General features: G+C 72.9%; 20 protein-coding genes. 11 read left to right on the top strand and 9 right to left on the bottom strand.

Annotated elements, in window-relative coordinates:
* Positions 1–25: 25 nt before the first annotated feature.
* From Q9250_RS03165 to Q9250_RS03155, 3 genes are all read right to left on the bottom strand, one after another.
* Positions 26–244 (bottom strand): DUF3073 domain-containing protein, encoded by a 219-nt coding sequence (locus Q9250_RS03165; RefSeq protein WP_306233122.1) that lies wholly within the window; start codon positions 242–244, stop codon positions 26–28.
* A 142-nt stretch (positions 245–386) separates the two neighbouring features.
* Positions 387–761, bottom strand: coding sequence for a fluoride efflux transporter FluC (locus tag Q9250_RS03160; RefSeq protein WP_306233121.1), 375 nt, complete (start codon positions 759–761; stop codon positions 387–389).
* Positions 758–1150: a fluoride efflux transporter FluC gene (locus Q9250_RS03155; protein ID WP_306233120.1), complete on the bottom strand. Its 393-nt coding sequence runs from the start codon at positions 1148–1150 to the stop codon at positions 758–760. The genes Q9250_RS03160 and Q9250_RS03155 overlap by 4 nt, the downstream gene beginning before the upstream one ends.
* A gap of 70 nt (positions 1151–1220) precedes the next feature.
* On the opposite strand from Q9250_RS03155, the gene Q9250_RS03150 reads away from it, so the two are divergent.
* From Q9250_RS03150 to Q9250_RS03120, 7 genes are all read left to right on the top strand, one after another.
* Positions 1221–1961, top strand: a complete 741-nt coding sequence (locus Q9250_RS03150) for a MerR family transcriptional regulator (RefSeq protein ID WP_306233119.1) — start codon at positions 1221–1223, stop codon at positions 1959–1961.
* 106 nt (positions 1962–2067) lie between these two features.
* Positions 2068–5277 carry an efflux RND transporter permease subunit gene (locus tag Q9250_RS03145; RefSeq protein ID WP_306233118.1) on the top strand — a complete coding sequence of 1070 codons (3210 nt, stop codon included), beginning with the start codon at positions 2068–2070 and terminating at the stop codon, positions 5275–5277.
* An 85-nt stretch (positions 5278–5362) separates the two neighbouring features.
* Entirely contained in the window at positions 5363–6460 is a 1098-nt protein-coding gene (locus tag Q9250_RS03140; protein WP_306233117.1) for a DUF2510 domain-containing protein, read from the top strand.
* A gap of 255 nt (positions 6461–6715) precedes the next feature.
* The gene (locus Q9250_RS03135; RefSeq protein WP_306233116.1) at positions 6716–9109 is read left to right on the top strand and encodes a DEAD/DEAH box helicase; all 2394 of its coding nucleotides are present in this window, start codon (positions 6716–6718) and stop codon (positions 9107–9109) included.
* A gap of 194 nt (positions 9110–9303) precedes the next feature.
* Positions 9304–10062, top strand: coding sequence for an SDR family oxidoreductase (locus Q9250_RS03130; RefSeq protein ID WP_306233115.1), 759 nt, complete (start codon positions 9304–9306; stop codon positions 10060–10062).
* 116 nt (positions 10063–10178) lie between these two features.
* On the top strand, positions 10179–12221 hold the full coding sequence (recQ, locus tag Q9250_RS03125) for a DNA helicase RecQ (protein ID WP_306233886.1): 2043 nt from the start codon (positions 10179–10181) through the stop codon (positions 12219–12221).
* A gap of 30 nt (positions 12222–12251) precedes the next feature.
* The gene (locus Q9250_RS03120) at positions 12252–12635 is read left to right on the top strand and encodes an RNA-binding S4 domain-containing protein (RefSeq protein WP_306233114.1); all 384 of its coding nucleotides are present in this window, start codon (positions 12252–12254) and stop codon (positions 12633–12635) included.
* An 8-nt stretch (positions 12636–12643) separates the two neighbouring features.
* Here the strand turns inward: Q9250_RS03120 and Q9250_RS03115 are convergent, their stop codons facing one another.
* The 3 genes from Q9250_RS03115 to Q9250_RS03105 form a co-directional block, all read right to left on the bottom strand.
* Complete coding sequence (locus Q9250_RS03115) at positions 12644–12859, bottom strand: hypothetical protein (RefSeq protein WP_306233113.1); 216 nt, start codon at positions 12857–12859, stop codon at positions 12644–12646.
* A gap of 76 nt (positions 12860–12935) precedes the next feature.
* A complete protein-coding gene (locus Q9250_RS03110; protein WP_306233112.1) occupies positions 12936–13166 on the bottom strand; it encodes a hypothetical protein in 231 nt (76 codons plus the stop codon).
* Positions 13167–13234: 68 nt separating this feature from the next.
* Positions 13235–13453, bottom strand: coding sequence for a hypothetical protein (locus Q9250_RS03105; protein WP_306233111.1), 219 nt, complete (start codon positions 13451–13453; stop codon positions 13235–13237).
* A gap of 63 nt (positions 13454–13516) precedes the next feature.
* Between Q9250_RS03105 and Q9250_RS03100 the strand changes: the two genes are divergently transcribed.
* A complete protein-coding gene (locus tag Q9250_RS03100; RefSeq protein ID WP_306233110.1) occupies positions 13517–14368 on the top strand; it encodes an HpcH/HpaI aldolase/citrate lyase family protein in 852 nt (283 codons plus the stop codon).
* A 98-nt stretch (positions 14369–14466) separates the two neighbouring features.
* Here Q9250_RS03100 and Q9250_RS03095 read toward each other — a convergent pair whose 3' ends face one another.
* Both Q9250_RS03095 and Q9250_RS03090 read right to left on the bottom strand, forming a co-directional pair.
* On the bottom strand, positions 14467–14658 hold the full coding sequence (locus Q9250_RS03095) for a CsbD family protein (RefSeq protein ID WP_306233109.1): 192 nt from the start codon (positions 14656–14658) through the stop codon (positions 14467–14469).
* Positions 14659–14727: 69 nt separating this feature from the next.
* Positions 14728–16470 carry an MDR family MFS transporter gene (locus Q9250_RS03090; RefSeq protein WP_306233108.1) on the bottom strand — a complete coding sequence of 581 codons (1743 nt, stop codon included), beginning with the start codon at positions 16468–16470 and terminating at the stop codon, positions 14728–14730.
* Between the two features lie 169 nt (positions 16471–16639).
* Here Q9250_RS03090 and Q9250_RS03085 point away from each other — a divergent pair, with 169 nt between their 5' ends.
* A complete protein-coding gene (locus tag Q9250_RS03085) occupies positions 16640–17482 on the top strand; it encodes a M15 family metallopeptidase (protein WP_306233107.1) in 843 nt (280 codons plus the stop codon).
* 33 nt (positions 17483–17515) lie between these two features.
* Here the strand turns inward: Q9250_RS03085 and Q9250_RS03080 are convergent, their stop codons facing one another.
* Positions 17516–23614, bottom strand: a complete 6099-nt coding sequence (locus tag Q9250_RS03080; RefSeq protein ID WP_306233106.1) for an Ig-like domain-containing protein — start codon at positions 23612–23614, stop codon at positions 17516–17518.
* Between the two features lie 152 nt (positions 23615–23766).
* Between Q9250_RS03080 and Q9250_RS03075 the strand changes: the two genes are divergently transcribed.
* The gene (locus Q9250_RS03075; protein WP_306233105.1) at positions 23767–24093 is read left to right on the top strand and encodes a hypothetical protein; all 327 of its coding nucleotides are present in this window, start codon (positions 23767–23769) and stop codon (positions 24091–24093) included.
* A gap of 25 nt (positions 24094–24118) precedes the next feature.
* On the top strand, positions 24119–25369 hold the full coding sequence (locus Q9250_RS03070) for a CapA family protein (protein WP_306233104.1): 1251 nt from the start codon (positions 24119–24121) through the stop codon (positions 25367–25369).
* Positions 25370–25498 lie beyond the last annotated feature (129 nt).

Here is a 25498-nt window from a genome sequence, read left to right as displayed (position 1 = left end):
CGACTCGCGTCGGTCGCGCCCCGGATCAGGCGCTGCGCCCCTGCGGGACGTCGTCTGCGTAGTCGTCGTCACTGTCGCCGTCGGTCTCGTACTCGGCGTAGTCGGCCCACTTGTCGACGAGCTCGTCGTTGGCGGGGGCACTCCCGAGCTCCTGCTGGAGCACGGAGTAGTTGATGTTCGGGCTGAATGACTTCAGCTCACGTGCCAGCTTCGTGTGCTTGGCCTTCTGGCGACCACGACCCATGCTGGACCCCCCTTGCGGACGGCGCCGACCTGAACGGTCGGCGAACGGTGTGAGAACTGCGATATAAGTCCAACCTCCATCCTAGCATCGACGGTGCTTGGCGGCTGTGTCCCCGCCATGACTGGGGATAGGGTCCGGCTCCTCAGGCGGCGACGGCAGGCACGAGCAGCGCGCCGAGCAGCAGGCCGGCGGATGCGGCGATCGCGCCGCCGACGACGGTGACGGCGACGTCCAGGGCCGCGCTGCCGCCGCGGCGGCGCTCGAGCTGCTCGACCGCCTGCACCGCGAACGCCGAGTAGGTGGAGAGCCCGCCGCAGAAGCCGGTCACCAGGATCGCGCGCCACGACTCGTCGACGATCAGCAGGCTCGTCAGCAGGCCGGCCAGCAGGCTCGCGACGAGGTTGACCGCGATCGTCGCCCGCTCCGGCCGCCGTCGGGCGAGGGCGCCGGTCAGGAAGCGCACGACAGCGCCGAGCCCGCCCGCAGCCGCGATGCCGAGCAGCTCGAGCGCGGTCATGCGGAGCGCTTCCTGGCCAGCGCGCGACCGGCGTGCAGGCCCGCCCATGCCGCCAGCAGGCCTGCGGCGAGCATGCCGAGCGCGAGCGCGATGCCGGGCAGCGCCGGGATCAGCAGCATGGCGCTGCCCCCGGCGCCCGCGATCGCGCTCGCGAGCGCGACCGCGCTGAAGGTGGTGAAGCCGCCCAGCAGGCCTGCGCCGATGCCGTGCCGCAGCCACGCGGGAGCGCCCGCGAGCGCCGCGGTCGAGAGCCCGAGCGCGAAGGAGCCCAGCGCGTTCACCAGCAGCAGCGCCCAGCCGTGGGCGATCGACGCCTCGAGCAGCGCGCGCGCCAGGCTGCCGAGCGCGCCGCCGAGGGCGACGGCCACGGCGGAGGCGAGGAGCTGCACGACGCCAGCGTAGGCGGAGCCGCAGAGAGGGCTTGACGTTGACGCTGCGTCAACGTCTAGCGTGAGGCGCATGGAGTGGTCGATCCAGCGCATCGCGAAGCTCGCCGGGGTCTCGAGCCGCACGCTGCGGCACTACGACGCCGTCGGGATCCTGCATCCTGCCCGCACCGACGCTGGCGGGATGCGCTGGTACGACGAGACGTCGCTCTCGCGCCTGCAGCGGATCCTGCTGCTGCGCGGGCTGGGCGTCGGGATCCCCGCGATCGCCGACAGCCTCGAGCGCGCCTCCGACGAGGAGGCGCTCGGCGCGCACCTGGTCGACCTCGAGCGCGAGGCCGACCGCATCCAGAGGCAGATCCGCGCCGTCGAGCAGACGCTGCGGGCACGAGAGGGAGGAGACGCCATGACGGCGGAGGAAGCGCTCGACGGGTTCGATCAGGGCCAGTACGAGCAGGAGGTCACCGAGCGCTGGGGCGCCGACGCCTGGAAGCGCGGCCAGGACTGGTGGAAGCGCATGTCGGAGGACGACAGGCGCGGGTTCCAGCAGGAGCACGAGCGGCTGGTGGCGGGCTACGCCGCAGCCAGGGCGGCGGGCGAGCCGGTCGACGGCCCCACCGTGCAGGCGCTCGCCGAGCGGCACTACCGCTGGATCGGCGCCAGCTGGCAGACGAGCGAGCCCGACCTCGACATGTTCGCCGGGCTCGGCGACATGTACGTCGCCGACGAGCGGTTCGCCGCCGCCTACGGCGGCGCGGAGGGCGCCGCGTACGTGCGCGACGCGATGCGGGCGCTCGCCGACGGGCGGCGGTAGCGGCGCCCGCGGTGCCCGCCGGGGCATGCTCCGGCGGGTCGGCGCCCGCCTCGTCCCATCGCTCGCGCAGGGGCAGGGCATAGCCCGGGAATGGCAGGATGCGGGGGTGCACCTGCTCTCGCTCGCCAGCCTGAAGAACCGAGCGCTCGTCGCGCTCGCCACCATCTGCATCGCCATCTTCGGCGGTGTCGCGCTGTCGAGCCTGAAGACCGAGCTGACGCCCGAGCTCGAGCTGCCCGCCGTCGTGGTCACCACGACGCTGCCGGGCGCCAGCCCCGAGATCGTCAGCGAGGACATCACCGGCCCCATCGAGCGGGCGATCCAGTCGGTGCCGGGCCTCGAGGGCACGAGCGGCACCTCGTCGACATCGTCGAGCGTGGTGTTCGCCGAGTTCACCTACGGCATCAACATCCCGACCACCGAGCAGCGGGTGCAGCAGGCCGTCAACCGCACCCTCGGCCAGCTGCCCGAGGGCGCCGAGCCGACGGTGCTGACCGGCTCGATCGCCGACTTCCCCGTGCTGCGCATCGCCATCTCGGGCCCGGGCGAGCAGTCGGCGCTCGTCGACCGCATCGAGACGATCGCGGTGCCGCAGCTCGAGCGCACCGACGGCGTGCGCGCCGTGCAGCTGCAGGGCGCGCCGGGCCAGCGCATCACCATCAGCCCCGACGACGCGGTGCTCGCGGCCAACGGGCTCTCGCGCATCGACGTCTCCGACGCGATCGACGAGCACGGGCAGCTGCTGCCCGGCGGCACCGTCGACGACGGCGACCAGACCCTCAGCGTGCAGATCGGCGAGCGGCTCGGCTCGGTCGACGACGTGGCGGGCCTGCCGCTGACGGGCGACCTGCGCATCGCCGACGTCGCCGAGGTGGCCCTGACCGAGGACCCGGCCGCATCGATCGCGCTGGTCGACGGCGAGCCGGCGATCATCCTGTCGATCACGAAGACGCAGGCATCGAACACCGTCGACGTCTCGCACGCGGTGCAGGATCTGCTGCCGAGCATCCAGGCAGAGCTCGGCGATGGCGTCACCTTCACCACGGTGCTCGACCAGGCGCCCTACATCGAGCACTCGATCGAGGCGCTCGCGGTCGAGGGCGTGCTGGGCCTCGTCTTCGCCGTGCTCGTGATCCTCGTCTTCCTGTGGTCGCTGCGCTCGACGCTGGTCACCGCCGTCTCCATCCCGATCTCGGTGCTGATGACCTTCATCGGCATGTGGGGCGCGGGCTACTCGCTCAACGTGCTCACGCTCGGCGCGCTCACCATCTCGATCGGCCGCGTCGTCGACGACTCGATCGTGGTGATCGAGAACATCAAGCGGCACCTGATGTTCCAGGCCTCGCGCTCGAAGGCGATCGTGGATGCGGTGCGCGAGGTCGCGGGCGCGATCACCGCGTCGACGCTCACGACCGTCATCGTCTTCCTGCCGCTCGCCTTCGTCAGCGACATCACCGGCGAGCTGTTCCGGCCGTTCGCGCTGACGGTCACGATCGCGCTCGCCGCGTCGCTCATCGTGTCGCTCACGATCGTGCCCGTGCTCGCCTCCTGGCTGCTCAAGCGGCCGAAGGAGGCGGTGGCGGCAGAGGAGGCGGCCGCTGCGCGCGAGGCTGCGGCAGCGGCCGGGGCCGAGCCGCGACCGACGCGCGCCCGTCTGCTCGGGCGACGCAGGGCATCCGCCCCCGACCCCATCAGCGCCGCGCCCGCCCCGCAGCAGGAGGCGCCCGAGCGGCGCGACCGGCTGCGCCAGGGGTACCGGCCGATCCTGCTGGCGACGCTGCGCAAGCCATGGCTGGTGCTCGGCGGCGCCGTCGCGATCCTCGCGGCGAGCGGTGCGGCGCTGCCCCTCATGGCGACGAACTTCCTCGGCGACGACGGCCAGACCACCGTGCAGGTGTCGCAGGAGCTCGAGCCCGGCGCTTCGCTCGACACCCAGCTGGCGGCCGCCGAGGCGCTCTCGGCCGACCTCGAGCGGCTCGACGGGGTCGAGACCGTCTCGGCCACCGTCTCGTCGGGCGCGAGCGGCTTCGCGGCGTTCACCGGCGGCGGTGGCGGCGGCGGCATCAGCTACGGGGTGATCGCGTCCGAGGGCACCGACATGCCGGCGCTGCGGGAGCGCATCATCGCGGTCGGCGACGAGGCCGAGGGCGACGTGGTCGTGGGCTCGTCGGCGGGTCTCGGCGGCAGCGACATCTCGGTCGAGGTGCAGGCCCCGACGCCCGACGCGCTCGAGGCGGCCACCGCATCCGTCGTCGACGCCGTGAGCGGCATCGAGGGCGTGGCGCAGGTGACCGACTCGCTCGAGGGCGCCCAGCCGCTCGTGCAGGTCGCCGTCGACCGCGAGCTGGCGGCGAGCCTCGGCCTCAGCGAGGCTGCGGTCTCGGGACTCGTGGCGCAGGCGATGCAGGCGACCCCGATCGGCGAGATCCAGCTCGACGGCTCGCTGGTGCGCATCTGGCTCGACGCGATCGCGCCGGCCGCGACGCTCGACGAGCTGCGCGCGCTCGAGCTGCCGACGCCCGCCGGCCCGCTGCTGCTGTCGGACGTCGCCGAGGTGACGGAGGTCGAGGGGCCGGTGTCGATCTCGACCAGCGACGGCGCCCGCACGGCGACGGTGACGGTGAGCCCCGACGCGGCCGACGTGGGCGGCGTCTCGACCGGCGTGGCCGACGCGGTGGGCGGGCTCGAGCTCGCCGACGGCGCGACGGCCGCGATCGGCGGCGTCGCGACCCAGATCACCGATGCCTTCACGCAGCTGGGCATCGCGGCCCTCATCGCGGTGCTGCTCGTCTACGTCGTCATGGTCGCCACCTTCAAGAGCCTGCTGCAGCCGTTCCTGCTGCTGGTGTCGGTGCCGTTCGCCGCCACCGGCGCGATCGCCATGCAGCTGATCACGGGCGTGCCGCTGGGCGTCGCCTCGATGGTCGGCGTGCTGATGCTGGTCGGCATCGTGGTGACGAACGCGATCGTGCTCATCGACCTCGTCAACCAGTACCGCGACCGCGGTCTCGGCGTGCGCGAGGCGATCGTCGAGGGCGCCGAGCGCCGCCTGCGGCCGATCCTGATGACGGCGGCGGCGACGATCTTCGCGCTCGTGCCGATGGCGGCCGGCCTGACCGGTCAGGGCGGCTTCATCTCGCAGCCGCTCGCGATCGTCGTGATCGGCGGCCTCATCTCGTCGACGCTGCTGACGCTCATCGTGCTGCCCGTGCTCTACCTCGTGGTCGAGGGCGCGCTCGAGCGGCGACGCGTGCGCAGCGGCACCGGCACGCGCGCTGAGCGCCGCGGCGAGCTGGCCTCGGCCAGCGCACGCTGACCGCGTTCACAGCGGATGCGCACGGTGGCGCTGGGAGGATGGTGGCCGTTGGTCACGGCCCGTCGCAGATGAAGGAGGCAGCGCGATGCCGAGCTTCCTCATCGTGCACGCCGCCAGTCCCGACGGGCGGATCGACCGCTATCGACAGCCGCCGACGCTCGACATCGGGGGCTGGCGCGCACCGCTCGACTGGGGCGACGTCACGCTGCACGTGCCTGCCGGAGACATCGTCGTCACCGTCTTCGTGATGCGCACCGACGGGCAGATCGAGGGCGCCCGCATCACCCTGCGCTCGCCGGCCGGCACCGGCACGCGGCTCACCTTCGTGCCGCCGCTGCAGCCGGGGGGCCTCTCGCAGCTGCGCATCGAGGGGCAGTGGCCCTCCGATCCGTCGATGCACTACTACGCCGCGCGCGATGCGCGGGTGCTCGCGCCGCCGCCGCAGCAGGCGGCGCCGCGGCACCAGTCGCAGCCCCAGCAGGCCGCGTCGCAGGCACCCGTCGCCGCGCAGCAGCAGGCAGGGGAGCCCGACGTGCGCGTCGTCGGTCCCGCAGCCGTGCCCCCCGCGCAGCCGCCGGCCACCGCGGTCGGTCCCACACCCGGCTCCACCGCCTCCGTGCCGCAGCAGCCCACCCCCTTCGGCCACGAGCAGGGTGCGCGGGTCGACCCTGTGCTCTCCAACGGACCCGCGCTCTCCAACGGACCCGCGCTCTCCAACGGACCCGCGCTCTCCAACGGACCTGCGCTCGCCACCGGACCGGTGCTCGTGACCGGACCGGTGCTCGCCACCGGGTCCGTGCCCCAGCAGACGCCGATGCACCCGGCCGGGCCCCCGCATCCGACCCCCGCGCCGTCGTTCGGGCAGCGGCAGCCGGGCGGGGCCGAGGCGCCCCGCATTCCCACGCCCGCCGAGTTCAACCGGCTCGAGGAGGCCGCGCGCGAGGCGCAGGTGCGCGCCTACGAGGCGTGGCAGGCGCAGCAGCCGCCGGCGCACCCCGGCCCACCCGCCCAGCACGACGGCGCCCCGCAGCCGGTCGGGCTCGGTTCGGCGAACGCCGGCCAGGCGCAGCCCGACTGGTACCCCGACCCGTACCGGCGCTCGGATGCGCGCTGGTTCGACGGCCGGCAGTGGACCTCGTCGGTGATGCGCGGCGGCGTGCGCGGCACCGACCCGCTGTCCTGAGCCCGGCGGCGCTGAGCCGCGACGACCTGTCGGCGCTGCGAGGCGGCGCCGGCAGACTGCCCCTGTCGCTCGGGCCCGCTCTGCCGTAGGCTGGGGCGGTCGGCTCGGGACAAGCGCGCGTTCGTGTGTGCGCAAGATGGAGTGTCGCCGCGGCCGGAGTTCCCGCGAGCACCCTCGCGGTTGACCAGATGATCCCGCGATGAACAGCGGCTCTACTGCGCGGGCGATGGCCTGCGCGCAATTGTGAAACGAGCGATGGCTAGGAATGAATCGCGCCCGCAGGGCGCACCCCGATCGAACGACCGAGACAGCAACCGCCCCGGCTCCCGCAGCCCGGGCCACCGCGGGCACCGCGACGAGCAGCCCGGCAAGAACCGCTGGAGCCGCGACGACCGCGACCGCCGCCAGCAGAGCCAGCAGGGCGGCCCGCAGACGGGCTCGCGCCGACCCAACTGGACTCCTCCCGAGGAGCGCAAGCACGACGACCGCCGTGGACCGGCCTTCCGCACGCGCGGAGGCCACCAGGGCGGCCGCGACCAGCAGGGCGACGACCGCCTGCACCGCGGCGAGCGCCCGCGCGGCTTCGACCGCACCCGCGACGAGCACAACGGCCGCGGGCGCTACGGCGCCGCACCCGAGCGCCGCGACGACCGCGCGCCCCGCTCGTTCGACCGCGACGACCGGCCCCAGCGCAGCTTCGGCGACCGTGACCGCCGCACCGACGGCCGCGACGACCGCGCCCCGCGCGGCTTCGCCGACCGCGAGCGTCGCACCGACAGCCGCGACGGCGAGCGCCGCTTCGACCGCGACTCGCGTCCCCAGCGCGACTTCGGCGACCGCGGCCGCCGCGACGACCGCCCGCAGCGCAGCTTCGGCGACCGCGACGGCCGCCCTGGCGGCCGTGACGACCGCTCCGGCGGCCGTGACGACCGCGCGCCCCGCTCCTTCGATCGCGACTCGCGCCCCCAGCGCGGGTTCGGCGACCGCGACGGCCGCTCCGGCGGCCGTGACGACCGCGCGCCCCGCTCGTTCGATCGGGACTCGCGCCCGCAGCGCGGCTTCGGCGACCGCGACAGCCGCTCCGGCGGCCGCAGCGACATCCGGCCCGACAGCCGCGGCGGCGAGCGCCGCTTCGACGACCGCGCGCCCCGCTCGTTCGATCGCGACTCGCGCCCGCAGCGCGGGTTCGGCGACCGCGACGGCCGCTCCGGCGGGCGCAGCGACAGCCGGCCCGACAGCCGCGGCGGCGAGCGCCGCTTCGACCGCGACTCGCGTCCCAAGCGCGAGTTCGAGCGTCCGCAGCGCGACAGCACCTACTACCCCTCGAACGACTCCAAGCCGTTCGCGCCGAAGGAGGACGTCGTCCTCGAGCGGCTGGAGGCGAAGGCGACGACCGCCGCTGACGTCGAGGGCATCAGCTTCCCCGACCTCGGCATCGGCGACAGCATCTCCGGCGCCCTGACCGCGATGGGCGCCGCGGCTCCCTTCCCGATCCAGGCCGCCACGATCCCCGACGTGCTCGCGGGTCGCGACGTGCTCGGCCGCGGCCGCACCGGCTCCGGCAAGACCATCGCGTTCGGTGCGCCGATCGTCGAGATGCTCATGCGCAACCGCCCCGAGCGTCGCGAGATCGGCCGCCCGCCGCGCGCCCTCATCCTCGCCCCCACGCGCGAGCTCGCGCAGCAGATCAACCACACCGTCATGGCCCTCGGTCGCTCGGTCGGCGTCTTCACCACGGTGATCGTCGGCGGCGTGCGCCAGGAGAGCCAGGTCGAGTCGCTGCGCCGCGGCGTCGACATCGTGATCGGCACCGCCGGCCGCATCGAGGATCTCGTCGAGCAGGGGCGCCTGAACCTCGGCAGCGTCGAGATCGCCGTGGTCGACGAGGCAGACCACATGTGCGAGCTCGGGTTCCTCGAGCCCGTGCAGCGCATCCTGCGCCGCACGCGCCCGGGCAGCCAGAAGCTGCTGTTCTCGGCGACGCTCGACGCCGAGGTGCAGACCATCGTCAAGGAGTTCCTGCCGAAGCCGGCCGTGCACGAGGTGGCGGGCGAGGAGCAGTCGACCTCGACCATCGACCACCAGGTGCTCGTCGTCGACCGCTTCGACAAGGACGCGGTGCTCGAGCAGATCGTCACGAACCCCGGCCGCATCATCGTCTTCACCCGCACCCGCGCCTACGCCGAGCGGCTCGCCGAGCAGTTCGACGACGCCGGCATCTCGGCGGTGAGCCTCCACGGCGACCTGACGCAGGCGCGCCGCAACCGCTCGCTCGAGAAGCTGAAGCGCGGCAAGGTCGACGTGCTGGTCGCGACCGACGTCGCCGCCCGCGGCATCCACATCGACGACATCGCGCTCGTCGTGCAGGCCGACCCGCCGGACGAGTACAAGACCTACATGCACCGCTCGGGCCGCACCGGCCGCGCGGGCAACGACGGTCGAGTCGTGACGCTGATCGCCCCCGCGCGCCGCAAGCGCATGCAGGATCTCCTGCACCGGGCCGAGATCGACGCGCCGATGATCCCGGTCCGCCCGGGTGCCGACCTGCTCGACACCCTCACGATGCTGGCGACCGACGAGCCCGACGCTCCTGAGGCCATGGCGACCGAGGCCGCGGCGACCGACGCTGAGGCGACCCGCGCCGAGTAGGCGACCCACCGCATCCGCCCCGAAGCGCCCTGCGCGTCGGAGCACAACGCAAGCCCGATCACCGAGATCAGCGGCGCTTGCGGGCCAGCCGGCCTGCAGCCCGCGACGTCGGCCGATCGGGCTTGCGCTGTGCGAGGGGCGCGGCGCTCGCCGAACCGGGTTGCGTTCGCGACGGGCGGGCGTAGCGTGGGGGCATGCGCATCGTCGTGATCGGTGGATCGGGGAACGCGGGCTCGGCGATCGTGCGGGAGCTGGGCCGTCGCGGCGCGACCGCCGTGCCGATGTCGCGCTCCGGCCGGGCCATCGCCGGCGCCTCCGGCGTGGCCGCCGACGTGATCTCCGGCGAGGGGCTCGATGCTGCGCTGGCCGGCGCCGACGTGGTCGTCGACGCCATCAACCCGCGCAACCCGCTCGACCACAAGCCGTTCACGCTCGGTGCGCGCAGCATCGTGGCCGCCGCCGAGCGGGCGGGCGTGCAGCGGGCGGTGCTGCTGTCGATCCTGGGCGTCGACCGCTCGCGGTTCCCGTACCACCGCCGCAAGCTCGAGCAGGAGGGCATCTACCTCGACTCGCCGCTCGAGACCGCCGTCGTGCGAGCCGCGCAGTTCCACGAGTGGCCGACGGCGATGTTCGAGGCCGGCTCCGCGTTCGGCGCGATCCCGGTGGCGCTGGGCGCCCGGCTGCAGCCCGTCGCGGTCAGCGATGTCGCGGCCTTCGTGGCGCAGGAGGCGCTCGACCCCTCCGGCAGGCGCCTGCTCGAGATCGCGGGCCCGCAGGTGCGCGTCTCGCGCGACCTCGCCAAGGCGTGGCAGAGCGCCACCGGCGCGCGCGGCGTCATCGTGAACGGCCCGTTCCCGCCGTCGCTGCTCGACTACCTGCGCTCAGGGGCGAACCTCACCGAGCAGCACAAGGGCGCCGTCGGTTTCGAGGAGTGGCTGGCCCGGCGCCGCTGAGACGAATCCCCAACCGGCCCCCGGGCCGACACGCGGAGTGGGTGGCGGCGCCTAGGCTGGCAGGTGCGCGATCGGGGGATGCGGTGGCGCACGAAGGGGGAGGCGTGACCGACGCGATGCACGAGGGCTGGGCACCGCCGAGCGACGACGACGCTCCCGAGCCCTGGGACTCCTGGGGCGAGCCGCACGACCCCGATCTCGACCACGACCCCGGCCCCGACCTCGCCTGGGTGCCGCCGGAGGACCCCGACGCCGGCGCGTTCGCCGGCGCTCGCACCGCGACCCGGACGGCCGCGCGATCCCGGTCGACCGCGCGTGTGCCCTCCGGTCCGCCGCTCGACCGCGGCGTGGCCGCGTCGCAGAAGGCGTCGACGCCGCTCGAGGCGCTCACCCGCGTATGGGGCTACGACGCGTTCCGAGGCGAGCAGGCCGAGATCATCGACGAGGTCGTCGCCGGCCGCGACGCCGTGGTGCTCATGCCCACCGGCGGCGGCAAGAGCCTCTGCTACCAGATCCCCTCGCTCGTGCGCGAGGGGACCGGCGTCGTCATCAGCCCGCTCATCGCGCTGATGCACGATCAGGTCGACGCGCTCGAGCAGCTCGGCGTGCGGGCCGCCTACCTGAACTCCACGCAGAGCCCCGACGAGCGTCGCGCGGTCGAGCAGCGGCTGCTCGCGGGCGAGCTCGACATGCTCTACCTCGCGCCCGAGCGACTGCCGGTCGCGCAGCGGCTGCTCGACGCCGCGCCGATCGCGCTGTTCGCCATCGACGAGGCGCACTGCGTCAGCCAGTGGGGCCATGACTTCCGGCCCGACTACCTGCAGCTGTCGGTGCTGGGGGAGCGGTGGCCAGACGTGCCGCGCGTGGCCCTCACCGCGACCGCCACCAGCGAGACGCGCGGCGAGATCGTCGAGCGGCTGGGCCTGCAGGGCGCCAAGATCTTCGTGTCGAGCTTCGACCGCCCCAACATCCAGTACCGCATCGCCCCGAAGCAGGATGCCAAGCAGCAGCTGCTGCGCATCATGCGCGACGAGCACCCAGGCGCGGCCGGCATCGTCTACTGCCTGTCGCGCAAGTCGGTCATGTCGACCGCCGAGTGGCTGCGGGCGCAGGGCATCGACGCGCTGCCGTACCACGCGGGCCTCGACGCCGGCACCCGCGCGGCGAACCAGCAGCGGTTCCTGCGCGACGACGGCGTGGTGATGGTGGCGACCATCGCCTTCGGCATGGGCATCGACAAGCCTGATGTCCGCTTCGTCGCGCACCTCGACCTGCCGAAGTCGGTCGAGGGCTACTACCAGGAGACCGGTCGCGCGGGCCGCGACGGCGAGCCGTCCACGGCCTGGCTCGCCTACGGGCTGCAGGACGTCGTGCAGCAGCGGCGCATGATCGGCGACGGCGAGGGCGACGCGCAGCGCAAGCGCAACCAGACGCTGCACCTCGACGCGATGCTGGCGCTCTGCGAGACGGTCGAGTGCCGGCGGGTGCAGCTGCTCGCCTACTTCGGCGAGCCGAGCTCCGCGTGCGGCAACTGCGACACCTGTCTCACGCCGCCCGACTCCTACGACGGCACCGTGCCCGCGCAGAAGCTGCTCTCGACGATCGTGCGCCTGCAGCGCGAGCGGCGGCAGTCGTTCGGCGCCGGGCACCTCGTCGACATCCTCGTCGGCGCCGACACCGAGCGCATCCGCCGCTTCGGGCACGACCAGCTCGCCACCTACGGCATCGGCGGCGACCTCTCGGCGGTGCAGTGGCGCGGGGTGGTGCGGCAGCTGCTCGCGCAGGGGCTGCTGCAGCCGCAGGGCGAGTACGGCGTGCTGGCGTTGACGGATGCGTCTGCCGCAATCCTCGCGGGCGAGCGCGAGGTGCGCCTGCGGCACGAGACGAAGGCGCCGGCCAAGGCCGAGCGACGCTCGGCCACCACCGCGCAGCTCGACGACGCCGACCAGGAGATCTTCCAGACGCTGCGCAGCTGGCGCGCCGGCACCGCGAAGGAGCAGGCCGTGCCGGCCTACGTGGTCTTCAACGACAAGACGCTCGCCGCGATCGCCGAGCGGCGACCGAAGACGATGGTCGAGCTGTCGACCATCTCGGGGGTGGGCGAGTCGAAGCTGGAGCGCTACGGCGAGGCCGTGCTCGAGGTGCTGGCCGGGGCATGAGCGAGCGCGGGGCATGAGCGAGCGCAGAGCATGAGCGAGTCCAGGGCGGCGGGCCGCGTGCGCCTCGACGTCTGGGTCTGGGCCGTGCGGCTGGTGAAGACGCGGGCCGCGGCCACCGAGGCATGCAGGGGCGGCCACGTCAAGGTCAACGGCCAGGCGGCGAAGGCCGCCCAGCCGGTGCGGATCGGCGACGAGGTGCGCGTGCGCGTGCACGGCTTCGACCGCATCGTGATCGTCAAGCAGCTGCTGCCCAAGCGGGTCGCGGCACCCGCGGCGGCCGAGGCGTTCGAGGATCGCTCGCCCGCGCGGCCGAGTGCGATCGACGCGGCGCAGGTGCCGCACCGGCCGCGGGGCGCCGGCAGGCCCAGCAGCCGCGAGCGGCGCGAGATCGACCGCCTGCGCGGACGCGGCTGAGCGGCTGGTTACCAGAGCCCGGGCACGTCGTCCATCGCGGCGCCGATGAGCGAGATGCCGAGCACCACGCCGAAGCAGAGCGCGACCAGCCCGCTGATGACGGCGAGCCATCCGCCCCGCTTCGGTGTCGAGCCGGTGCCCTTGATGCTCATCACGATGCCGGCGGCGAGCAGCGCGACCGCGATCAGGAAGAGGATGAGCAGGACCAGGAACGGCGCGGGCATGGCGCCATTCCACCACATGACGCCTGCGATCCCGGCGGGCAGGATCGCGCCGCGCGGCGACGCCCGGCGGCGTCCATCAGCCTCCGGCGGTGAGGGCGACGATCCACGAGATCGCGGCGAAGACCGCCAGCAGGGCGCCGGCGACGACCAGCACGATCGCGAGCACGCGCCGCTGCTGCCCGGCTTCCAGCTTGCCGCGCCGGCGCGCGGCGGCGCGCAGCAGTCCGAGGCCGAGCACGAGGGCGCCGAGGCCGAGCGCCAGCACGACGATGGAGAGCCCCTGACCCAGGCCGAAGATCGCGTCCATGCCGGGCAGAGTAGGCGGGCAGCCTGGACGTCGCGTCGGCGCGGCCTGCGCGAGTCCTGTCGGCGAAGCTACGCGGCCATCAGCGGCATCAGGATGCCGATGAGCGCGGGGATCGCCAGCGCGGTGCCGATCACGAGCGCCGTGATGCCGAGCGAGAGGAACGGGCGCGAGGTGGAGTCGTCATGCCGCCGCGAGCCCACGACCAGCAGCACGATGCCGCCGGCGATCGCGAGCAGCCCCAGCAGGAGCACGACCCAGGCGAGCACGCTGAGGAGACCGGTGGCCATGCCGTGAGCGTAGCGCGCGTCGGCACGGCGGCCGCGGATGCCCGAACCGGTAGCCTGGAGCGCGTGCCCAGAACCGACGTCTCGCCGCTGATCGCCCGCTCCTGGCTGCTCGTGCCGGCCTCGAAGCCAGAGCTGTTCGAGATCGCCCAGGCCAGCGAGGCCGACGCGATCATCATCGACATCGAGGACGCGGTCGCCGCGAAGGACAAGGCGCAGGCCCGCGAGGACACCGTGGCGTGGCTCTCGAGCGGCCACCGCGCCTGGGTGCGCATCAACGACGCGGCGAGCGAGTTCTGGAGCGTGGACTGCGCAGCGCTCAAGGATGTCGAGGGCCTCGAGGGCGTGATGCTCGCGAAGACCGAGTCGGCCAGCCATGTGAACGACACGGCCGACCGCCTGCCGGAGGGCATGCGCATCCTGCCGCTCGTCGAGACGGCCCGCGGCGTGCTGCACGTCGAGCAGATCTCCAACGCCCCCTCCACCTTCCGGCTCGCGTTCGGCACCGGCGACTTCAAGCGCGACACCGCCACCGGCGACGAGCCGATCGCGCTCGCCTACGCGCGCTCGCAGCTCGTGATCGCGTCGCGCGCCGCGCGCCTGCCCGCGCCGATCGACGGTCCGACGCTGACGATGGATGCGCTGGCCGACGGCACACGGCTCTCGAAGGAGATGGGCATGTCGGGCAAACTGCTGCTCACGCATGAGCAGGCACCGACGATCAACGCCGGGCTCGCGCCCAGCCCCGACGAGGTCGCCTGGGCGCATGGCTTCGTGAAGGCGTTCGAGGAGTCGGGCGGCAAGATCACCGACGGCAGCGACCTGCCCCGGCTCGCGCGGGCGCAGAAGATCCAGACGCAGGCGCGCGACTTCGGCATCGACGCCGACGCAGCCCGGCTGGCCGACCTGAACTACTAGCCCGGTCCTTCGCGGGCAGGCGAGAGGGGCGGGGTGCACGCTGCACCCCGCCCCTCTCGACGAGGCCGACCCTTCGGCCGGTCTCGCGGTCGGTCGACCTAGTGGAAGGCGTCCTTGACGTCCTTGCCGGCGTCCTTGACGTGCTCGCCGGCCTGCTTGGTGTTGGCGACGTTCTGGTCGTGCTGACCTTCCGCCTGCATGCGCTCGTTGTCGGTCGCGTCGCCGATGCCCTCCTTGGCGTTGCCGACCGCTTCCTTGGCTGCGTTCGAGATCTTGTCGTCGAGACCCATCTCAACCTCCTTGATCGTTGGGAGCGTTCGCTCCGGGGTACAAACTAGGTGCCCCGGCTGGGAGAACGCTCAGGGCGCGTCGGCTCGACCGTCGTCGCGGCCGCCGCCGCCGGCCGGCACCGTCGGGATCGACGACGTCGTGACGGGAGGGGCGTACGAACCGGGTGCCGACGCATCCGCCTCGAGCTGTGCGACGCGGGCGCGCTCGTCGAGCACCTCCTCCATCGCCGACTTCTGCCGCAGCGGCGGCGCCTTGAAGAAGATCGCCAGCACGAACGCGACGGTGACCACCGCGAGCCCGACCCAGAAGGGCGCCGTCGTGGCCGTGCTGAAGCCGTCGAGGAACGGCGCGGCCAGGCGGGGATCGGCCGTGTTGAGGAACGAGGAGTCGGAGTTGAGCGCCTCACCGATCTGCTCCGGGTTCTGCAGCACCTCGAGGATGCGCGCGTTGCCGGGGTCGGCGAGCACCGCGGGATCCTGTGTCGCGGCCGCGAGGCTCTCGCGCAGGTCGGGGCGCGAGAACGAGGTCTGCAGGGTCTCGGGCAGCCGAGCGAAGAGCAGTGAGAACGCGACGGCCACGCCGGTCGTGCCGCCGAGCTGGCGGAAGAACGTCGACGAGCTCGTGGCGACGCCCATGTCCTTCGGCTGCACCGCGTTCTGCGAGGCGATGGTGAGCGTCTGCATCAGCTGGCCGAGGCCGAGGCCGATGAACAGCTGGCCGAGCAGCAGCGCCCACAGCGCGCTGTCGTACTGCAGCGTGACGAGCACGCCGTAGCCGATCGCCATGATGGCCAGGCCGATCACGGGGAACAGGCGGTAGCGGCCGGTGCGCGCGGTGATCTGGCCCGAGGTGATCGAGGCGATCATCAGGCCGAGGATCATCGGCAGTGTCGCGAGGCCGGCCTCGGTGGGGTTCATGCCGTGCACGATCTGGAGCACGAACGGGATCATCATCATCGCCGCGAACATGCCGAAGCCGGTGAAGACGCCCAGCAGGGTCGCCATCGAGAAGGTGCTGTTCTTGAACAGGTGCAGCGGGATGAGCGCCGCGTCGCCCATCCGCGACTCGACGATCACGAACAGCGCGATGCCGATCGCGCCCACGACGTAGCAGGCGATCGCGGCGGTCGAGGCCCAGCCCCACTCGCGGCCCTGCTCGGCGACCAGCAGCAGCGGCACCACACCGACGACCAGCAGGGCGGCGCCCCACCAGTCGATCTTCACGCGCTCGTGATGCGCCGGCAGGTGCAGGTAGTGGAAGACCATCCAGACCGCCACGGCGCCGATGGGGAGGTTGAACAGGAAGACCCAGCGCCAGCCGTCGACGAAGAGGATCTCGTCGGCGCCGGCGAAGACGCCGCCGATCAGGGGGCCGAGGATCGACGAGACGCCGAAGACGGCGAGGAAGTAGCCCTGGTACTTCGCCCGCTCCCGCGGGTTCAGCACGTCGGCCATGATCGTCATCGGCAGCGACATGAGGCCGCCGGCACCCAAGCCCTGGATGGCGCGGAAGGCCGACAGCTGGATCATGTCCTGCGCGAACGAGCTGAGGATCGAGCCGAGCAGGAACAGCACGATCGCGATGAGGAAGAGCGGTCGGCGACCGAAGATGTCGCTGAGCTTGCCGTAGATGGGCGTCACGATCGTCGACACGATCAGGAAGGCGGTGACGACCCACACCTGCAGGTCGAGGCCGTTGAGGTCGTCGGCGATGGTGCGCATCGAGGTGCCGACGACGGTCTGCGAGATCGACGACAGGAACATCGCGATCATCAGACCGACGATCACCATGGTGATCTGGCGGCGGGTCATCAGGGGTTGGGCGTCAGGCGCAGTGGCGTCGACGGAGCGCGGTTCGCGCTGCGACATAGGGGTCCTTGCTCTCGGGAGATCGTTAGTCTACCGAATGTTCTTGCGGTCCCGCTACCCTGCCGAGCCGCTCTGCGCCCGTCGTCGCAGCCGTCGATGGCACGATGGAGACGTGCGACGAGCTGGGGTGCTGCTGGCGGCGGTCCTGGTGCTGACCGGCTGCGGTGCGCCGTCGATGCCGGACGCGACGCGCGCACAAGAGCCCGCAACCGCATCCGCCAGCCCGTCGCTCGCGACGCCCACGGTCGCGCCGTCGGCAGCAGCCCCGGGCCCGACGACCACCGCTCCGAGCGCTCCGGACCCCGCCGCGCCGCCGCAGCCCGCTGCCCCGAGCGCTCCCGAGCCGGCAGCGCCGCCCGCGGCGAGCTGGGACATCGACGCGGCGAGCAGCCTGCAGGTGCTCGTCAACAAGCGCCGCCCGCTGCAGCCGCCCGAGTACCAGCCGGCCCTCGTCGCGATCTCGAGCGCGCAGGAGGGCGGAGAGACCGTGCGGCCCGAGGGCGACGCGGCCCTCACCGCGATGTCGGCGCAGATGCGCGCCGAGATCGGCGAAGGCACGTTCGTCTTCTCCTCCTATCGCGGCTACGATCGCCAGGCCGAGCTCTACAGCGGCTACGTCGCCCGCTACGGGCAGGCCGAGGCCGACACGACCAGCGCCCGGCCGGGGCACAGCGAGCACCAGACCGGCCTCGCCGTCGATCTGTCGGGCACGGGCGGGCAGTGCCGCCTGAGCACGTGCTTCGGCGACACCGCCGCGGGCCGCTGGATCGCGGCGAACGCCTGGCAGCACGGCTTCGTCGTGCGCTACCCGCAGGGCATGGAGGAGGTCACCGGCTACGAGTGGGAGCCGTGGCACGTGCGCTATGTGGGCGTCGAGGTGTCGACGGCCATGCACGAGCGCCGCGTCGCGACGCTCGAGGAGCTCTTCGGCACCGGACCGGCTCCGGACTACTGATCGCTCGCTGCCACCCCCGGTGACAGGCGGGGCTCAGGGCCCGGGCCAGGCGATGCGTGGCGTGATGATGTCCTGACTGCTCGGCCCGCCCGTCACGGTCATCCACGCCTCGCCCGCTTCGCCGCTGTGGCAGAGCCAGGAGTCGTCGATCTCGACCCGGGTGGAGCCGCTCGCGGCCGGGATGACGACACGGCGCGTGGCGGGCTGCCCGAGGCCCACCGTGTGGAAGCAGTTGTAGTCGTACGTGCCTGGCACCATGTTGCTCCAGTGCAGCTCGTAGGCGTAGCACGGCGTCGGCTTGCCGACGTTGCACGTGTCGCGGTGGGCGACGGGGCCTCGCTGCAGCGAGATGACGCCGGGCTGGTAGCCGGCGACCACGGGACCGACCGTGACCCGCTCGCTCACGTTGCCGTCCACATCCACCACGATCGCGGTCATGAACGCCTGATGACCGCCGGGCAGGCTCTGCGACTGCGAGCCTGCGGTCGGGTCCACCGACTTGATGTCGGCGCCGGCGTTCTCCTGCGTCCACTCGATGCGCGCGAGCGGTCGCCCGTTCGTGCCGTTCGGCTGCCAGAAGTAGGTCACCTGCTCGGTCTGCGACGTCATCCAGATTGTGGGTGCCGGCGGAGGCCCGTACGGGCTGGCCTGGTTGCTCGACGCCGCCCAGGCGCTCTCGTAGCGCTGCCCGTCGATGATCGCGAAGGCGCGCACCTGCACCGCGTAGGGCCCGCCGTGGTTGCTGAGTCCGGTGTAGGTGCCGCCGGGGCCCATCTGCTGCACGCCTGCGGCGCTCGACACCTCGAACAGCACCTCGTCGGCGCGCAGCCCGTTCGTCGCGCCTGGCGCGAAGCTCACCTGCACCTGGCCGTCGCCGTCGACCACGCTCACCGAGCCGGGCGCTTCCGGCCCGTTCACCGCGCGGAGCGCGGGGGTGGGGGCGGATGCGTCGCTCGCGCCGACCGCGTTGGTCGCGACCACGGTGAAGGTGATCTCCGACCCGTCGGCGGGGATGCTCGCGAAGCTGGCGCTGGTGCCGGTGACCGTCTGCGCCTGACCTCGCGACGGCGTCACCGTGTAGGTCGTGACCTCGGCGCCGTTGCCGTTCGCCGCAGCCCACGACACCGACATCTGCACCTCGCGCGGGATGGAGCGGTCGACCGAGCTGGTGACGCCGGTCACCGGGAACGGCCGGCCGGCGGGCGTCTCGGCCCGCGACGAGGTCGACCAGTCGCCCGGCTCTGGCGCCAGGTTCTCGGCCCGCACGCGGAACGAGTAGGCGGTGCCGTTGGCGAGTCCCGTCCAGGTGTAGGAGGTCGCGGTGCCGGTCTCGACCATGATCGTGCCGCTCGCCGGTGCCGGCGAGATCTCGAGGATGTAGTTGGTCACGGGCGAGCCGTTCGAGACGGCCGGTGCCCACGCGATGTCGAGCTGCGTGTCGCCGCGGGTCGCTGTGGGCGCCGGCGGCGCCTCGGGCCGCACGTCGGGGCGGGCGTCGGCGGAAGCGGGGGAGGCGTCGGAGTCGCCCACCTCGTTCTGCGCGGTGACGTGGAACGTGTAGGTGACGTTGTTCTGGAGCCCCTCGATCGCGCAGGTCGTCGAGGGGCACTGCTGCGACGCGGAGCCGTCGGCCGACTGCACCAGGTAGCCGGTGATGGGGGCGCCGTTCGACAGCGGCGCCGCCCATTCGAGCGTGACCTGACGGTCCCCGACCGACTTGACGTTGGGCCGCAGCGGCGCGTCGGGCCTGCCCTTCACGGTGACGGCGACCGTGCCGGTCACGCGGCGCTCGGTCAGCTCGGTCGCGTCCTCCACCGTGTACTGCACCGTCAGCAGCCCGGAGAAGTCGGGGCCGGGGGTGACGGTGGCCTCGCGATCGCCGAACGATGCGACGCCGTCGCCCGCGGCGACCTGCGCGTCGACGACGCGCAGCGGCACGCCGTCGTTCGCGTATGGGTTGAAGTCGTTGCGCAGCACGTCGATCACGAGCGGCTGGCCCTGCACGCCCTCGACCGCGTCGATCTCTGTGGCCGCCAGCGGCCGGTCGGTCGCCACCACCGTGAGCAGCACCGTGCCGGTGATCTCGTTGCCGTGCGGGTCGGTGATGCGCACCTGGTACGACGTCGTGGTGCCAGGGCGGGTCGTGCGCTCAGCGCTCGCGGTGAAGACCGAGCCGTTCAGCGAGGCGAGCACGCCCTCGCCCGAGCCGGCGAGCCCGTCGTAGCGCATCGCCTCGAGGTCGCCGGGGTCGGGGTCGGTGGTGGCCGCGCGCAGGTCGAACTCGGTCGCCCGCTCGCCTGCCACCACCTCGAGGCTCGCGCCGGCGAAGATCGGCGGGATCACGCTCGAGGCGATCACCTCGATGGGGATCGTCAGCACCGCGGTGTTGCCCGCCGGATCCTCGGGACTCGTGCCGTCGGTCACCTCGAAGGTGATCGACGCGGGCCCGGTGTAGCCCGCCACGGAGGTGTAGGCGAGCGTCTCCGGGTCGATCACCAGCGCCGAGCCGTCGGCGTTGACGGCGGTCACCGTCTCGCCCGAGGTGATGCGCGGCGCGTTGCCGGAGGAGACCACGACGAACTCGCGCAGCGGCAGCTCGCGCAGCACCCCCGACGGCACCTGCACCGGCTCGGTGCTCGCGAGCATGGGCGCGGGGCTCCGCACCGCGGGCACGCTCAGGAACGCCTCCGCGGTCTGACCGTCGACATCCGTCACCCGGTAGGTGATGACCTGGAACGCATCCGTCGGCTCGACCTCGACCTCGTCGCCGACCACCGTTCCCCGACCGGTCACGATCGAGAGCTGCAGCTCGTCGGCGTCGCCGTCGGGGTCGACGTCGTTGGCGAGCACCGGCACCCGCATGGGCTGCCCGAGCACCACGTCGGCGGCGGGGACGGGGTCGTCCTTCGCGATCGGCGGCAGCAGCTGCGCGTCGGCGTCGACCGTCAGCATGACCGTGCCCGTGGTCGAGGCGCCGCCGGAGTCCTCCACGCCGTAGGTGAACTGGTGGATGCCGGGCACGGCGGGCGTGCGCAGGTCGATCGTGCCGCGCTCGCGGTCGATGGCGGCGCCCTCGAGCTCGGGCGGCAGCTCGAGCTTCTCCGGCTGGAGCGAGAGGGGATCCTGATCGGGGTCGGAGTCGTTGTCGAGCACCGGGATGGCGATGCTGCGGTCGGGCCGCGCGACGACGGTGTCGAGCTCGGCGAATGGCGTCTGGTTGACGCTCGCGGCGGGCGCGATGCCGATGATCGCCGATGCCGTCGCCTCCTCGCCCCAGCGGTCGCGCACGCGGTAGACGAACTCGACAGTGCCCGCCGCGTCGGGGTAGGCCTCGAAGACGAAGTGGTCGGCACCGGTCTCGGTGATCTCGCCCTGGTCGGGGGCCGAGTCGTAGCCGACCAGGTCGACGCCGTCGCCGTCGGGGTCGATGCCCTCGAGGGGGATGGGGATGCGCACCGACGAGCCCGCGAGCACGCGCGAGGTGACGGTGCGAGGCATCGGGGGATCGTTGCCCGCGTCGGCGCGCGGCACGACCTCGACCGTCAGCGTGGCGCTGTCGCGGTTGCCGAGCTCGTCGACGATCTCGTAGGCGATGGTCACCCTGCCCGACGCGGCCTCGAGCGCGTGCACGCGCAGCCGGCCCTCCGACACGAAGGCGAGGCCCTCGTCGAGCGAGGCGAAGCCGCCGTCGACGAGCTGCGGGGACAGCGCGAACGCGCCCCCGTCGGGCGAGAAGTCGTTGCCGAGCACGTCGACGGTCTGGAAGTCGCCGGCGCGGACCGTCGCGCTATCGTCGACCGCGACCGGTGCCCGCGGCTGGGCGGGCGGCGCGACCGGGATCACCTCAACGGTGCCGGTCTCGCTGAAGCGCCCGTTCGAGACGGTGTAGCTGAATTGGAACGGCGCGTCGATGCCGCGCGCATCGCGGATGCGCGCGAGCCGTCGGTCGATCAGCTCGACCGAGATCGGGGCGCCGTTCTCGATCGTCAGCTGCTGCACCACCAGCACGCCGCCGGTCGGGTCGACGTCGTTGGCGAGCAGGTCGACGAGCGCCTCGCCCTGCTGCGGCAGCAGCGCCGTGTCGCGCACCGCGACCGGGCGGGCCTCGTCGTCGGGCTCGCGGATGTCGACGCGGATGCGGCCGGAGGCGGTCTCGGGGCCGTCGGCGGCGACGATGTAGCTGAAGTAGTGGGTGCCGACCGGGCCGTCGACGATGCGCACGGTGCCGGTCGTCGGATCCCACTGCATCGTCACGCCGGGCACCTCGCCGACCTGCGCGAGCCGCAGCGGGGCGCCGCTGGGCGAGTAGTCGTTCAGCAGCGGGCGCACGGCCACCTCGCGGCCGGCGACCGTCGAGACGAAGTCGGCGTTGGCGAACGGCGGCGCGCTGCCGGGCTCGCGCACGTCGACCTGCAGCTCACCGGTCGTGCTGTCGCGGCCGTCCGAGATCGTCAGCAGCACCGCCTGGAGGCCCGCCTCCCCGGTGGCGGTGTAGACGAGCCGACCCGACGCATCCGTCTGGATCGTGTCACCGGAGTCGCTGACCGCGTCGACGAGCACCATGTCGTCGCCGTCGGGGTCGTGCCAGTCCTGCAGCACCTGGTACTCGGCCGTCGCGCCCTGCTCGACGACGAACGTGGTCTCGCGCAGCGGCTCGGGCACGGAGTTCTCGTCGTCGCCGCGCACTGCCAGGCGCACCGTCGCGGTGTCGCTCTCGCCGCGACCGTCGGCGACCGCGTACTCGAAGGCGAAGTCGCCGCCGGCGTAGGAGGGGGAGAGCTGCACCTGCAGCTGCGAGTCGTTCTCGACGGCGGCGACCGAAACGCCCTCGGGCACGTCGCCGGAGAGGGATGCGGTGAGCACGTCGCCGTCGGGGTCGCTGTCGTTCCAGAGCACCGGCAGCAGGGTCGAGCGGCCAGCGCGCGCGCCGAAGTCGTCGTCGTTCGCGGTCGGCGGTGAGTTCTCCTCGGTGACGGGTGGGGTGACGTTCTCGAAGACGTCCTCGGTCGACTCGGACTCCTCGTCGCTCGTCTCCTCGGACTGCGGGGGCACCAGGTCGTCCCAGTTGTCGACCATGATCAACTCGTCCGACAGCAGCCACGAGCGACCTGCCGCGAACTGGTTGAGCACGACCGTGTCGCGGTTCACCCGGAACACCAGCGGCGTGCCTGCCGCCTGCTCGACCAGCTCCTCGGTGTCGCGGCCGTCGTCGGCGCAGTCGCGCACGAACCGACCGGTGGCCGGCCAGATGCCGAAGGCGCAGCCGCCGAGCTGCACGGGCGCGACCGCGTCCGACCCCGTGTCGGCGACCTCGTCGATGCTCGCACCGCCGCCGTCGAGCGGCTGCCTGACCAGCGACGTCGGGCTCGCGAGCAGCACCCGGTCGGCCGCGTCGCCCACCTGCTGCAGCACCGCATCCGCCTCGGTCTGCACCGCGCCGCCCGGCAGCAGCAGCGTCTGCGATGCGGCATCGAGCACCACCGGGCGATCGCCGACCATCGTGATCGTCGGCTCGTCCATGCCGCGCAGCTCGCCGCGCTCGCGCGACTGCGGCTCGAGCCCGTCGTCGCCCTCGCGCACCGTCATCTCGACGCCCGTCTCCGGCGAGACCGCGACGATCGTGCCGTCGCGACCGACCGCGGCGACGACCCCGCCGCCGACCTCGATCGCCGGCTCCGTGGTCGCGGGCGCGAAGGCCGGCAGGTCGGCCCAGCGCATCGGCCACAGCATGCCGGTCTCGGGATCGGTGACCGCGACCATGCCGCCGCCCATCGCGATCGCGCCGCCGGGCGGCAGGGTGATGGCGGTGCCGGCCTGCACGGTCGCTGGGTCGACGACCATCGCCGTCGAGGTGTCGTGCGCGAGCAGCAGCACCCGGCCCGCATCCTGCAGCACGTCGAAGCTGTTCGAGGGCGAGGTGAGCGCGGCGTCGAGCTCGCCCGCCTGCACGTTGAGGTGGCCGAGCTGCAGGGTGTCGCTCTTCGTCACCCAGACGCTGCCGTCGTGCATCTCGACATCGGTGGTGGTGAACCCGTCGTGGCTGAACGCCACGACGCCCAGCGCGATGCTCACGGCGGTCACGAGGCCTGCCGCGGTCGACGATCGGCGATGGCGCTTGATCCATCGCAGCATCGGGGCCCTCTCGGCAGGCGCAGTGTTCGTTCGATTGTGCCAGGGATCGGCGGATTGATGCTGGGCGTGCAGAGAGTCTGCTGCTCCATGCGCACGAGCGGTGGTCTCGCGGACCCGGGCGCGCTCGCAGACGCACGTCGTAGCCTGCCCGCATGGGCAAGGTGAGTGGCCGCAGCGGCGGCGGCAAGCGCAGCGGCGGTGGCGGCGGCTTCGGCCGGTCGTCCGGCCGCAGCTTCATGGGCGGCGGATCGCGGTCGGGCGGCGGCGGCCTCTTCGGCGGCTCGTCGGGATCGCGCTCGCGCTCGGGCTCGAGATCGAGAGGGTCGTCGTGGAGCTGGGGCTCGAGCTCGAGCGCGGGCTCGAGCTCGAGGCGCTCGCCCAGCGGCGGCGGCCCGCGAACGAACGGCGACTGGGGCATGGCACTGCTCGGCATCGTCGTCGTGATCGGCCTGTACGTGCTGTTCGCGGCGATGGACTGACGCGCCAGCCGCGTAGCCTGGCCGCATGCTGCAGCAGGCTCCGCGCACCCGTTCCGCACGTCTCGTGCGCCTCGCCGCGCTCACGGCGGGCGCCGCACTGCTGCTCACCGGCTGCCAGCAGGGCTCGCTCGACCCGGCACCCTCGGCCAGCGACGTCGCGGCCGAGCCCACGGCATCCGCGACCCCGACGCCCACGCCGACAGCCGAGCCGGTCACCGTCTCGGTGAGCGCGATGGGCGACATCCTGCCGCACGACTCGGTGACGATGGATGCGCGCACGGAGGACGGCGGGTACGACTACGGCCAGTTCTTCGACGCCGCCAAGCCCATCTGGGCCGACAGCGACCTCGTCTACTGCAACCAGGAGGCACCCTCGGGCGGCGTCGAGCTGGGGTTGTCGTACTTCCCGGCGTTCAACGCTCCGGTCGAGTTCGCCGAGGGCATCGCCGCGGCCGGCTGCAACACGATCGGCCTCGGCAACAACCACACGTTCGACCGCGGGCAGGTGGGCGTCGACCTGACGCGGGCGGTGTGGGACGGCCTCGACCCGCTGCTCATCTCCGGCGCCTTCCGCTCGGCCGAGGAGCAGGCGCTCGTGCCGACCGCCGAGGTGCCCGTGGGCGTCGACGGGCCGCTCACGGTCGCCTTCTTGAACTTCGTCGACCTGTCGAACACGCCCACGAACGACACCGTCGTGACGTGGCTCGACGATCCGCTCGTCGAGCAGCAGATGGCCGAGGCCGAGCAGATCGCCGACGCGACGATCATCGCGGTGCACTGGGGCGACGAGTACTCGACGGTCGTCAACGCGCGGCAGCGGGAGCAGGCGCAGCGTCTGGCCGACCTGGGCGCCGAGGTGATCCTCGGCACGCATCCGCACGTGCTGCAGGAGGCAGAGTGGCTGACGCGCGCCGACGGCTCGCGCGCGTTCGTCTACTACTCGCTGGGCAACTCGGTGACGACGCAGATGGCCATTCCGCGGGTGGTGAGCGCGGTGGCGCAGTTCTCGCTCGTCGGCGTGCCGGGCGGGCCGGTCGAGGTAATCGACCCGGCGGCGGTGCCGATCTACATGCACTTCGACCTGACGCCGCAGCAGTTCGTCTCGCAGCAGTGGATCAACCGCCGCAACCTGCAGCTGCATCCGCTCGTCGACGCCGCCGAGCCGATCACCCGCTCGGCCTGGCGCAACGACCTGACGGTCGAGTCGGGCCTGGCCCTCGTGACGGATGCGCTGGGTCCCGACGTGCGCATCGTCACGGACTCGTTCGCCCCGTAGCCCGCCGCCCGAGTGGCGCCTCCCGTGCCTGAGTGGCGCCTGCGGTGTCTGAGTGGCGCCTGCGGTGGCTGAGTGGCGCCTGCGGTGCCTGAGTGGCGCCTGCGGTGGCTGAGTGGCGCCTGCGGTGCC

The organism is Agrococcus beijingensis (assembly GCF_030758955.1).
Taxonomy (GTDB): Bacteria; Actinomycetota; Actinomycetes; order Actinomycetales; family Microbacteriaceae; genus Agrococcus; species Agrococcus beijingensis.
Note: the sequence above shows the minus strand (reverse complement) of the source record. Positions and strands in the feature narration are given on the sequence as shown.